The sequence below is a fragment of the Patescibacteria group bacterium genome, assembly GCA_041664365.1.
GTDB lineage: Bacteria > Patescibacteriota > Patescibacteriia > UM-FILTER-42-10 > UM-FILTER-42-10 > JAHJEX01.
This window is the reverse complement of record JBAYKW010000004.1, coordinates 71,444-84,539: the sequence shown is the minus strand read 5'-3', so window position 1 is coordinate 84,539 and position 13,096 is coordinate 71,444. Positions and strand designations below refer to the sequence as shown.

At 38.0% G+C, this 13,096-nt stretch carries 11 protein-coding genes; 9 read left to right on the top strand and 2 right to left on the bottom strand.

The features are described 5' to 3' along the window. The first annotated feature begins 3 nt into the window (after window positions 1-3). The 9 genes from WCW66_03760 (at window position 4) to WCW66_03720 (ending at window position 9,945) form a co-directional block, all read left to right on the top strand. Window positions 4-1,182 carry a hypothetical protein gene (locus WCW66_03760; protein MFA6391838.1) on the top strand — a complete coding sequence of 393 codons (1,179 nt, stop codon included), beginning with the start codon at window positions 4-6 and terminating at the stop codon, window positions 1,180-1,182. Next, entirely contained in the window at window positions 1,179-1,811 is a 633-nt protein-coding gene (gene pilO, locus WCW66_03755) for a type 4a pilus biogenesis protein PilO (GenBank protein MFA6391837.1), read from the top strand. Before WCW66_03760 ends, pilO begins: the two co-directional genes overlap by 4 nt. A gap of 12 nt (window positions 1,812-1,823) precedes the next feature. Further along, complete coding sequence (locus tag WCW66_03750; GenBank protein MFA6391836.1) at window positions 1,824-2,693, top strand: hypothetical protein; 870 nt, start codon at window positions 1,824-1,826, stop codon at window positions 2,691-2,693. A 19-nt stretch (window positions 2,694-2,712) separates the two neighbouring features. Next, window positions 2,713-4,473 (top strand): GspE/PulE family protein, encoded by a 1,761-nt coding sequence (locus WCW66_03745; GenBank protein ID MFA6391835.1) that lies wholly within the window; start codon window positions 2,713-2,715, stop codon window positions 4,471-4,473. Between the two features lie 35 nt (window positions 4,474-4,508). Continuing rightward, entirely contained in the window at window positions 4,509-4,904 is a 396-nt protein-coding gene (locus tag WCW66_03740) for a response regulator (protein MFA6391834.1), read from the top strand. Between the two features lie 5 nt (window positions 4,905-4,909). After that, window positions 4,910-6,004, top strand: a complete 1,095-nt coding sequence (locus WCW66_03735; protein MFA6391833.1) for a PilT/PilU family type 4a pilus ATPase — start codon at window positions 4,910-4,912, stop codon at window positions 6,002-6,004. Between the two features lie 11 nt (window positions 6,005-6,015). Beyond that, window positions 6,016-7,224 (top strand): type II secretion system F family protein, encoded by a 1,209-nt coding sequence (locus WCW66_03730; GenBank protein MFA6391832.1) that lies wholly within the window; start codon window positions 6,016-6,018, stop codon window positions 7,222-7,224. A gap of 172 nt (window positions 7,225-7,396) precedes the next feature. Further along, window positions 7,397-7,852: a type II secretion system protein gene (locus WCW66_03725; GenBank protein MFA6391831.1), complete on the top strand. Its 456-nt coding sequence runs from the start codon at window positions 7,397-7,399 to the stop codon at window positions 7,850-7,852. 110 nt (window positions 7,853-7,962) lie between these two features. Continuing rightward, entirely contained in the window at window positions 7,963-9,945 is a 1,983-nt protein-coding gene (locus tag WCW66_03720) for an O-antigen ligase family protein (GenBank protein ID MFA6391830.1), read from the top strand. A gap of 18 nt (window positions 9,946-9,963) precedes the next feature. Here the strand turns inward: WCW66_03720 and WCW66_03715 are convergent, their stop codons facing one another. Beyond that, window positions 9,964-11,823: an O-antigen ligase family protein gene (locus WCW66_03715; protein ID MFA6391829.1), complete on the bottom strand. Its 1,860-nt coding sequence runs from the start codon at window positions 11,821-11,823 to the stop codon at window positions 9,964-9,966. Further along, complete coding sequence (locus tag WCW66_03710; protein ID MFA6391828.1) at window positions 11,807-12,925, bottom strand: glycosyltransferase; 1,119 nt, start codon at window positions 12,923-12,925, stop codon at window positions 11,807-11,809. Before WCW66_03710 ends, WCW66_03715 begins: the two co-directional genes overlap by 17 nt. Between the last annotated feature and the right edge of the window lie 171 nt (window positions 12,926-13,096).

The window sequence follows — 13,096 nt, the reverse complement described above, 5'->3', positions numbered from 1 at the left end:
TATATGGGTGACATAAATCTGCTGAGAGATAAAGATTCGGTGCAGGAAAGGTCTAGAAAAAAGACCGGTGCTGTTGGTATTGAAATGACCCGGCCGAAAAAAGAAAAAGACGATACCGGTAAACAGGTAAAAAAGGGCGGTTTGGTTGAGTTTTTTGGAAAAATATTCAAAAGACAAAAAAAGGAAAGAATAATTTCCCAGAAGGTGATCAAAAAGGATGAAAAAGTAGGCAAAGTAAATTATGAAAGAATTAAAGAATATAAGCCGGAAAAAGTTGAAGATAATTTTCAGGTTGAAATGGAAAAGAATGTTGCCCCAGTGAAGAAAATAGTAAATAGTGAACCGACGCCGGTATTTTTAGAAAAACGGGAACAGAGGATTAATAAACAGAATGTGATACTGGAAAAATCCGGGGATGTAAAAACAGAAAAAGAGGAAGTAAAAAAACCTCGGAAGAAGTTTTTTACCTGGTCAGCTCCAAATGAAAACGCTGCCATGAAAAAAAATGTTTTGGTTGCCAAAAAAGGTGATTTGAAAATGAATGCTTCTGAAAATGCAGATAAATTAGTGCCTTTGGAAGAAAAAATACAGGCATTGGACGTAAACCTGATTCCGGAGGATGTTTTGGGGAAACTTGAGCCGAAGGCAAAACTCAAACAGATGGGGATTGGCGTGGGCATAGTTGTCGTACTGGTTGGGCTGGTTTATGGATATATGATGTATCGGGAATCAAAAATTGAGGGAGATATTGAAGAACTGACTATTCAAATTGACGGTATAGATCAGGAAATAAAAAGTTTGGGAAATGTCAGAAATGACGCGGAAACTTTGAGAAACCAAATTGATTCCATATCGAAGATTCTTGATGACCATATTTACTGGTCGCAATTATTGGCTTATCTGGAAAAATACACTCTGCCAAATGTTTATTATAAAAGTTTGTCAGCAACTCAATCCGGAGTGGTTACACTTTCGGCATCTGCCATAGATCTGGCGACTCTCGCTGACCAGTACATAGTATTCCAGAATGCAACAGATTTTGTGGAGAAGGTAACAATTGACAGCGCAATTTCAGCCGCAACCGAAGTTGATGATTTAAATGTTCAGAACTCGGTAGATTTTAACATCTCTTTAAAAGTTATTCCGGATATTTTCTTTCTTAAAGAAAACTTACCAATATGAGTTATTCATTTAAAAACACAGTATTAGTTTTTATCAACAAATATTTTAAATATATTCAAGTTGCTGTTATTGTTATTCTTCTGATATCAAGCGTTTATCTCATATTGTTGCCGAAATACAGACAAATCAGCGGTGAGGGTTATCTTGATTATGAAAATAAACAGCTGACGCTAGATGCTAAAAAGAAGCAGTTAGTAGAATTGAATGAATTAAAAAATGATCTTTCGCAAATTTCTACAGCGGAAACAGAACGTTTAGGAAAAATATTGCCGTCATCAAGTCAAATCCCGGATATTTTCCTGCAAATGGAAAGTTTGGCGCTGGAAAGCGGTTTAACAGTAAATAGCGTGAGTATCAAAGATAGCGGTGCTGCGCAGAATGCCGCAAGTTCAAACCAAACAGCACCAAACGGTAAAAGTGCTGTTACAAACAAACTGGGAGCCATCAAAACAATAACAGTATCATTATCAGTTAAAGGTGATACGACATATGAGTCGTTGAAAATTCTTCTGGATAATATTGAAAATAACATGCGGATTGTCGATCTTGATTCGCTTTCATTCGTACCGCCGCTGGATGAGGAGGAGGGGTCGTTTTCTCTCAATCTCAATACCTATTACTTGGAGTAATCACACTAAAATATGCTAGTTCAAAAAAAATCACAGAAAAAAAATTTTATTCTTGCCGGATCGCTGGTTCTACTGATTGTAGTAACACTGTTTGTTTTGCTGAAGGGTTCGGGCGGGTCAAATACTGATAATATGAATGACGGATTAGTTAATGGAGGTGACATTATCACTCCGATCACCATCGATATCGACAGCACATTTTTCGGAAAAAAGGATGTTGTCGGATTGAGGGACAGAAGCGGGCAAAGTTATACGGAGCAGTCATCAAGTACACCCACTGATTATCAAGTCACGCCTGCACCAAAAGGAGCATACATATTGAATCCGCAAGTCGGTCAAAAATTGATAATGTACTGGGATTTTGATGACAGATATGTCGCTGTTAAGATATTCCGCTCAGAAAAGCAGGAAGAACTAGGTGAACTGATCGCGGATGTTTCAGATAAAAACTATTATCAGGATACTGATATTAAAAACGGATTATATTATTTTTACACACTCATTTCCGTGGGTGCTAATGGACAGGAATCAGATGATGTGGCCAGATTGACCGGCAGTCCAAGCGATATTTTTGCTCCACAGAAACCGCAGGGGGTAGCAGCGGTTGATATTGAAAACGGAACACAGGTAAAAATATCCTGGGTTGATCCGAGAGATACTGACTTTGCTTATGTCCGGATATATCGGTCGCAAATTGAAGGTGACCTGGGCACTATTATATTAGATAAAGCTGTTGAGGATAATAACTATACGGATGCGAGTGTCATAGAGAATGTTGAATATTTTTATACTATTACGTCAGTGGATACGTCCGGCAATGAGTCTGAAAAATCATTACTGCCTTTGGGTGGGAATAAAAATCCATTTCAACCATCATTCTAATTAAAAATAAAGAGTATTAATGCCGACAAACACTACAAATCAGGGCACAACACTCGATCCTTTGGTGGAGGCTCTACTTGAGGGACGATACATCAGTCAGACACAATACGCGGATGTTCAAAAAAAGAGTTCAATATCCGGGCTATCTGAGATTGATGTTATATCTGAAGAGAATCTTGTTCCTGATGAAGAATTTGCTAAAGTGAAAAGCAGAATTTACGGTGTCCCGTTCATGGATCTGTTCGGTAAGATGATCCGTTCAGAGATTTTAAATATCATTTCACAGGAACTGGCGCAAAACTACCAGATGGTTGCTTTTGATAAAAAGGACAACGAAGTCAGTATTGCCATGCTTCAACCAAATGATTTCAAGGCGCTTGAGGCGACGGAATTTCTGGCAAGGAAAAATCAATACAAGATAAAATATTATGTCACTTCCAAAGGAGCTCTAAACCACGTTATCAAACAATACGCGACTTTATCTGAAGAAGTAGAACAAGCTCTGCAAGGGACGGAGGCGGAAGCTAGGGCTGCTGAAGAAGGAATAGAGCTGGAAGAAAAAGGGCTGGAAGAAGTTATTAAAAAGGCGCCGGTTTCTAAGATGGTTTCAGTAATTTTACGGCACGCCGTAGAGGGTAGGGCATCTGACGTGCATATTGAGCCGGTGGGTAATGAAACCCGTGTACGTTACCGTATTGACGGGGTGCTGCACACTTCGTTGATTCTACCTAAACACGTCCATCCTTCAGTAGTGGCCCGTATTAAAGTATTATCAAATTTAAAAATTGACGAAACACGCATTCCGCAGGACGGTCGTTTCCGCATGAATATTGACGGCAAGGATATTGACTATCGTGTATCAACACTGCCACTCATCAACTACGAAAAGGTAGTTATGCGTATTCTGGATACAACTGAAGGCAGTAAGAAGCTTGAAGATTTGGGTTTTGACGGCAGAAACGCGGAAGTAATGAGGGAAAACATTATTAAAAGCCACGGAATGTTTCTGGTAACCGGTCCGACCGGTTCCGGAAAATCGACAACCCTGTATTCAATTCTGACAGTTATGAATCAGGAGGGAGTGAATATTGTAACATTAGAAGACCCGGTAGAATACTATTTGGCCGGAATTAACCAGTCCCAGATTAATGCGGAAGTTGGACTGACCTTTGCCAGGGGACTGAGGGCAATTTTACGTCAGGATCCTGATGTTATCATGGTCGGAGAAATCCGTGACAATGAGACGGCGGAACTTGCTGTGCATGCCAGTTTGACCGGACATATTGTTTTGTCCACATTACATACGAATGACGCTTTCGGCGCTGTGCCGAGATTGATTGATATGAAGATTGAACCTTTTCTTGTAGCATCATCGACAAATGTTATTATTGCCCAGCGGCTTGTCCGGAAAATCTGCAATTATTGCCCGACTGAGATGAATGTTCCGGAAGCATTTGAAAATGAAATCTGGTCAGAATTGGAAAAAATTCCTAAGTCAGCTATTCCGAAAGATTTAATTATTGCACGACCGCTGAAATTTTATAAAGGACAAGGGTGCGCCCGGTGTGAGCATACGGGTTATAAGAGTCGTGTGGCGATATCCGAAGTTCTGGAAATAAATGAACAGTTGGAAAAAATAATTATGGCGGGAAGCAATACGGATGAAATAAAAGCTGAGTTTAAGAAACAGGGGATGATTTCAATGAAAGAGGATGGTATTATTAAAGCACTGCAGGGAAAAACAACGATCCAGGAAGTTTGGAATGTTACCAGGGAATAATAATTTATAAATTAGAATAAATTAATAGAAAAAATATGCAAATATCCGGCGATGAATCTAGTAAAAAGAAAATTGTTTTAGTGGAGGACGATTCTTTTTTGGCGGGAATGTATGTTTCTAAACTAAATTTGGAAAATTTTGAAGTGAAACTGGCGGAAAACGGTGAGGACGGATTAAAAACAGCTACCGATGAAATGCCGGATTTGATACTTCTGGATATACTTTTACCGAGAATGGATGGTTTTGAAGTGCTGAAGAAGTTGAAAAAGAACCCGGCGACGGCCGATATCCCGGTTATCCTTCTGACGAATTTAGGACAAAAAAAGGATGTTGACCGAGGAATGGCCTTGGGTGCGGTTGATTATCTGATCAAAGCGCATTTTATGCCTAATGAAGTCATTGCCAAAATAAAGAAAATTCTTAAAGTCTAAAATTCTTGCAACAACCAGACCCCACCCTTAGAACAAACGAACAGATAGAAATAAACAGGATTTTAACATCAGTGGCAGAATATAATGCCTCTGATCTTCATCTGTCTGTCGGCAATGTTCCTACGGTCAGAATAGACGGGGAATTGACCCCGTTGCGTGAGGAACAGGTGATCACTCCGGAATTTTTAGAGAAACTGACACTTTTTTTATTGGATGAAAAGCAGAGGGCGGAGCTCGAAAAGGAAAGAGAGATAATTTTTTCATACAATTTTCAAAATCGGATCCGTTTTAAAGTTAATCTTTTTTATCAGGAGGGATATTTATCTGCATCGCTCCGGCTGATAAATTCGGATATCAAAACACTTGCAGAGCTCGGGTTGCCCCGCGCGGTTGAGCAAGTTACTAAACTGAACAAAGGACTGGTTATCGTTTGTGGACCTTTTGGATCAGGTCGTACATCTACACTTGCGGCGATTTTGAATGAAATAAACAACACTAGAGATGAGCATATTCTGACGATTGAGAAGCCGATTGAGTATGTTTTCATGGATAACCGGTGTATAGTGGAACAGAGGGAGGTCGGAAGGGATACCCATTCGTTTGAAAAGGCCCTGCAGTCCGCTTTTCAGGAAGATGTCGATGTAATTGTGGTAAGTGACCTGAAACACAAGAATGTCGTAAAAAGCGTATTTGATCTTGCGGAAGGAGGAAGGCTGGTATTTGCCGGTATGGATACGGACTCTTCAATCAAGACAATAGAAAAACTGATTAATAGTTTCGATGCGCCGGAACAGCATCAGGCAAGAGTACAACTTTCTGAAGTGCTGGCAGGAATTATTGTACAGAGATTGATGCCGAGGGTCGGTGGCGGGAGAATCTTGGTGGCGGAAGTGCTGATACCGACACCGCCGGTCAGATCTGTTATCAGAGAAGGCAATCTGCTACAGCTAAATAACGTGCTCCAGACTTCCAGAGAGGACGGTATGATTTCCCTAGACCGGTCGCTGGCGGAACTGGTTCGAACCGGTGAAATACTGGCGGATAGTGCCATGCAATACGCTGTTGATAAAAATAATTTCCAAATGTTTGTGCAAAGATAACCAATATAAATATGGCAGTATACGATTATAAAGCGAAGGATTTAGAAGGAAACTCCGTTACCGGAGCAGTCGAGGCTTCATCGGAAGTAGTGGCTGTAGATATGTTGAAAGATAAGGAATTAATCGTCCTTTCTTTAAGTGAACGCAGAAAACGGACGCTTTTCCAATCTAGCCTGGGTTTTCTGAACAGAGTCCCGAGAAAAGAAGTGGTAATTTTTGCCAGGCAGTTAGCCGTAATGATTTCTGCCACCGTTCCGATCGTGAAGGCTTTGACTATTCTGACAAAACAGACAGATAATATTACTTTTAAAATTATCGTATCGGAAATTGCGGATGAAGTGGACGGCGGTGCAAGGTTGTCGGATACGTTAGGAAGATACCCCCAGGTATTTGACGATTTTTTCGTTTACATGATCAAATCAGGCGAAACAACCGGTAAGCTGGATGAAACATTAAACTATCTTGCGGACCAGAAAGAAAAGGATTACGATCTCACATCAAAAATCAAAGGTGCGATGATTTACCCGTTATTTATTTTAGGCGCTTTGTTGGTGGTCGGTGTAGTAATGATGATTTTCGTTATTCCGCAGTTGACAGCGGTGCTGGAGGAGGCAGGAGCAGAATTACCTTGGGCGACTAAAATGCTGATTGCAACCAGTGATTTTCTCAAAACTTACTGGTGGACTTTGATTATTATTTCTGTCGGAGGAATATTTGCGTATCGTGTTATTTATCGGACAGCAAAAGGCAAGAGCATTATTGATAAAGCAAAACTGAATGTTCCTGTCTTCGGCAATATTTATAAGAAAATCTATATTACCAGATTTGCCCGCAGTTTTTCCAACCTGATCACAAGCGGTATCCCCTTATCCAGGGCGCTCGGAATTGTCGCTGATGTTATCGGTAATCACACCTATAAAGAGATTACATTAGAAACTATTAAAGAGGTAGAAGACGGAAATTCAGTATCCACGGTGTTTTTGAAACATAAGGAAGTGCCAATCATGCTTTCCCAGATGATGAGTGTCGGGGAGCAGACCGGACGGCTGGATAAAATTCTGGCAAAACTCGCCGACTTTTATGCCAAAGAAGTGGAAAACTTGGTAGCCAATATGGTCAGCCTGATTGAGCCTTTGATTATCGTATTATTGGGCGGAGCAGTCGCGGTACTGGTTGTATCAATATTATTGCCACTATATAGCTTATCATCGGCAATTTAGAGTATTTTTGCTTTCTCTATTTACAATTGATAAAAATTCTGCTATAATAGATGAGTATCAGTCAAATATCGATAATTTTGACAAAACTGCAAAATTATAGTAATATATTAATATATAAAGGTTTTATTAGATTAATAAAATCAAAAAGAAAGGAAGGGAGGTGAACAAACAAATGAGAAACAAAAAAGGTTTTACATTGATTGAGTTGTTAGTTGTTATCGCAATTATTGGTCTTCTGGCCACAATCGCGGTAGTAGCATTGAACAGCGCAAGAACAAGTTCACGAGACGCCAAGAGAATTGCTGATGTAAGGCAAGTCCAAACAGGATTGGAACTTTATTATAACGCAAAGAGTGTATATCCTGTATCAGCAACTGTAGTACCAGTCGATTCATTAGATACACTTAGCACTGCATCAGGAATTACAACTTATCTTTCTGGTGTTGATAACGTCTATGATCCATCAGTTGCGAAAGCATCTGCGGCTTGTACCCTTGGTGAAACAGATCGATGCAATTATGGTTATACAGGTACAACAACCGGCTATAGCATCTACTTCAGTACTGAAGCTGCATCTGGAGCATTAGGGGCAGGTGCACACACAGGAAGTGATTCAGGTCTGATATAGTCGTTAGAAATATTTCGAAATATTTCATAAAGAACCTACTGTTCTAAACAGTGGGTTCTTTTGGTTTTCGGGGCTTAGTATTTGTGAGCATTATCCTATATAATAGGATTATGAATATCAGAAAAATTCTAATGTGTTTGTTGGCAGTTTTGATTATAGCATTACCACTTTTTATCAATACTACAACAAATACGGAATTCACTTTTAATAAAACAAGGATTTTTCAGCTCGGGATACTAGCAATACTATCCGTCATTTTTTTTACTAATAGTTTCAGTTTTAAAGCATTATTCCAAAAATACAAACGGATAATCATATTATTATGTTCATATTGCTTTGTATTAACACTAGCTACGATATTTTCAGAATCACCATATCTTAGTTTCTTCGGATCAGGGAGGTTACAGGGGTTAATGCAATATCTATTTTACCTGTCATTTGCTTTTGTTACATTAACTCTCATTACTAAAAAACATTATGTAGTAAATCTGATTTATTGGATTGTCGCCGGATCAGTTTTAGTCAGTATTTTTGGGTTTTTGGAACATGTTGGTTTAAATTTATTTATGTATACGGTCTTTGACAAAGGCGTTGCTTCAACGCTTGGTCACCCGAGCTTTTTAGGTGCGTATTTGGTAATGATAATCCCATTAACAATCGCTTTAATATTTTTTACTACATCCAAGATTAAAAGATGGGCAGTAATAATATTGGCACTGCTACAAATAGTGGTCCTGTATTTTACCTATACCAGAGGTGCGTGGATTGCTTTTATTGGAGCGACTATTTTTGCAGTGATTTTGGTTTTGATAAAACAAAAAAAGAGGAAATTGCTATATTCATTGATAGTTTTACTGGTTGTTAGCGGTGGTCTATTTATCGGCACCGGTTTATTTAAAACAGTTGTTGATTATCAGACAGGTTCGGGGGCATTAAGAGTGCTATGGGCAGAGCAGGCTACGCAAGCAATAAAAGAAAAGCCTTTAACGGGATATGGTTTGGAAATGCAGGAAGATGTTTTAATTCGCTATTATAACCCCTTGCAGGGAGTTTATAGTTCTTATAATGTTTTTGCTGATCGTGTACACAACGAATTTATGGATCAGGCGTTAACTGCCGGTTTGATTGGTTTGTTGGTATATCTTGCAGTTCTTATTTACACATTTTATCAGGCAATTAGGTATTTTCTTCTGAAACGAAATAACAAAGAATCAATCATCATATTAGCATTAATAACAGGAATGTTTGCATATTTAGTCCAGGGTATGTTCAGTTTTTCTGTCACGGTGCTCAGTGTATATTTCTGGTTATACATATCGCTTATTTTTATCACAATTTACTTTGGTAATAAAAATATTGATTCGGAAGAGAACGGGATTGTTAAAGGCAACAGAAGATGGAACAGTTTATTTGGAATTGTATTTGTCGTTTTGATCGGAGTAATTATTGTACGGCCAATTATTGCTGACAGTAAATTGAAGCAAATGATGAGCATAGATATAACTGACCGGTTTGCCTATTATGAAACACAAGACTTGCATGCAGGTATAGTTCCTTTTGTTGAAAATAGTTCAGGAGAAATATTATATCGTTTTCGGTATGTTGATTTACTGATTAAACTGGCATCAAACCAAAATGATTTAGAAAAAAAAGAAAACATTTTTTCCCACGCCGAAGCGGAGTTAAATATAATCAAACAAAAAAATCCGGTCAGCACTAATTATGATTATAAAATGGGTGAGTTGATGCGGGAGTGGGGGATGATCGATGCCAACAAGTTCGAGATTATGGATCAATCCTTTCGGCAAGCAACCATAAAAAGTCCCAATTATGCATCGGCTTATTTTTTCTGGGGTATGGGCTTGGAGACGGCGGGCAACGTGCCTGAAGCAAAATTAAAATATTTAAAAGCGATAGAATTGTTTGCCGATCCGAACACTTTTGGTATTACATTTGATGTAAAAAGGTATTTAACACTATCGATTGCAGATGTTTATTATAGGTTATCGGAAGTTGAGAATTCTCTTGGGAACACGGATTTTGCGGATAAATATTATAAAAAAAATCAGGAGCTGATTGCTCCATATTTATAGAATAGATTTTAGAATAAACTATTCTACTACTTGCTGTGTGACAATTGTTTCACGCAGTTTTCTAATAGACTCTATCTGTCCTAGTAGCTGATTCTGATCAGCATGCATTTTAATCACAGTTTCATCATTATAAAGTTTTAGTGCGACATCCAAGATTTCAATAGCTTGATTATATTTTTTCTGACGCTGAAGTATAAATCCAAGCAGTTGGTATTGGTATATTGTATTGGGGTCATAGACCATAGCTTTTTGTAATTCAATTTCCGCTTCCATAATTTCTTCATCTTCACCGGAACTCACGAAATTTAATGCATAACCCAATGCTTCATGTCTTTTTGCGGAGAGCGGGTCAAGTCTGACTGCTTCTCTAGCATATTTAATAATGTTGTATTGATTTTCTTCTCGTATACCTCTATGATCCAGTAAACTGATTTGGTAACTTTCAGCAAGATTTTTGTATAAATCTGCATTAATTGGGTTGATGGCAATTGCTTTTTTCAACATTGCGATCGAATTAATATTATCGCCAAATTCATTTTGTGCAATATCGACTTTTTTGTTCCATAAATCAGTTATTGTCGGCACAATAATCAGATAACCGAAAACAAGTGAGGAGATAAAAAATAATATCTGCGTTTTTACATTGCCTTTCCTGTCTTCAGATGGCTCTATATCTTTTCCGAAAGAAGTATTCGCTAAAGCATAGATCAATCCAGCCTCAATAAACCAAAGTAACAATAATGAAGGAACTTCCCAGTCAACATCAGTTAAGCTGTGCCCAAAAGATGCGACAATTCCTCCAAATATCCCAACGGCATAATAATATATTGACTTATCATCAGGTCTGTAATTTTTGAGCAATATCTTTGCTTTTCGAGCAACAGCAAAAAGGAAAGCAAGGAATGCAATTAGTCCAAATACTCCCAGTTCGGTCAGGAAAAGTAGCAGACTATTATGCGGGGAAACTGAGAAGGACCAAACGTTCTGCTGGTAGTGGGTATAGATGGTTTCAAAATTGCCGATTCCAACGCCTGCCCATGGATAGTTAGTAAACATCTCCAAGCTGGTTCTCCAATAATCAATCCGATTACCGACTGCAACAGACTGGATTACATTTGCATCCTGAATGGATTCACTGCTTAAAGGAGCATGGAGCTGTAATAGAGCTGTCACTAAAATTACTGAAATTAAAATTACGACGGAAAGTCTGATAATAAGTTGTTTGGCCGGCAATTTTCTTAAAAACCAAATTAGCATGAGGAGAACAAACGCCATTGCAATCCAACTGGCCTGGGAAAATGTGAAATACAAATTGACAGTTAATAAGATTGTGGCTACACCAAAAAAAATATTTTTACTTTTTCCTTTTTCAACAAGGAATTGGGTTAATGTAATTGGCAGAGTAAGCAAGATAAATCCGGCAAAAATATTACGCCACCCGAAAAAAGAAGCAACGCCCAGGCTGATATCACGAAGCTGAAAGAAATTTACAATTCCGCTGATCGCAGAAATAAGTGCTACCGATGATAGCACAGTTATAATAATTTTAATCTGATTGCCATTCCTGATAAATTTTGCAACCAGCCAAAATGCAACAATGAACAGCGTGTACATTACCAAATCCAAAATGCTATTGTACTTATAGACGGAAAAAACAGTTGAGAGGACAAGGAAAAAAATAAATGCACTCAGGGTTATTGGAAGTTTAACCTTTTCACTTTTTGTACGGGAAATGGTTAGTAAAAAAACTGAAAGTATAATTATTTCAATAATCGCCAAACCCCATACAGCACGGCTGGACCAGCCTAAAAGAGTAACTGCGATTATTGCACTAATGCCAAACAAAATTGTATATGAGTTTTTATTTACCAGTTGCATTGATAATGTTTTGATAAACCACCAGTGTTTTTTGAGCGGTTTTTCCCCAGGAGAAGTTTGCTAATATATGATTCTTTAGATTATCTGATTTTGGAGATTTTAATGCATCAAGCACGGAGTTTTTTATTGAGCTAACATCTGCCGGATCACAGTATTTTGCGAAATTGCCTAAATACTCTTTTGCGTAACCCCGGTCAGTGCTTACAACATTACAACCTGCCAGCCCCGCTTCTAAACTGACTAATCCGCATGTTTCGAACCAGCTGGGTAATACATGCACCTTGGCGGATGCATAGGCTGATTTTATCAAATCTTTTGAAGCATCGGTAATCAGTAAAATATTTGAATTATTGTTTGCTGTTTTATTAATATGTCGAAAATATTTTCTGTGATTTTTCTGTGGTTTTCCAATCAGTACTAATTTTATGCCGGTATTTTTTAATGCTTTGAGTGATTTAATATGGTTCTTAATGCTGGAGAAGTTGGCAACACAGAGCACAAAATCTTGAATACCATATTTTTGTCTGAATAAATCCGGATTAACATCTGCAAAATCCGCGTCAATTCCATTTGGTACAATAAAATATTTATTATGTATTCCTAAATCATTTTCCAGTAGATTCATTTCCAGTGTGGAGTTTAGAAGCAGGGCATTAACATTATTCAGTACTTTTTGCTGTTGCTGTACATAACCATTGATAAGTTGATAGAAGTATTGTTGATATAAATGAATATTTGTTATTGCTCTCAATGATAGCTTAAATAGTTCTTTACTATTTTTATCCGGAATTAACTTCATGAAAATACTTTGTAATCCATATCTGCCTTTACGGTCCCACTCGTCAAAATTTTGATAGAGGGGAGTAAGTACAACCGGCTTATTTTGATTTTGAGCATTTTGAAACTGGGCATACGTTTCATGCGGTCGGGTAATATTAAAAAGATGCACAATATCGTATTTCGACAAATCCGGCTGCATTTCCGTTGAAATATCAACAGCCACATCCAGCTTTCTCAGATATTCTGCAGTTTTATTTATTTGCAGGGTATCACCGCCCGGTTTACTGTTTAGGTCGGCCCTACTGTTTAAAAGAATTTTCATATTTTTTAGTTAAAATCATGTGTGTTATTATCGAGACAGAAAAAAGAAGATTATTTTGTAAGCGTTTGCCTACCGCCAACAAATAATGTATTTATGACTAATCTACCCATAAAAATAATTTACATTTAACTGGAATAATGGTATTATTATACCAGAAACTGGGCTTAAAAT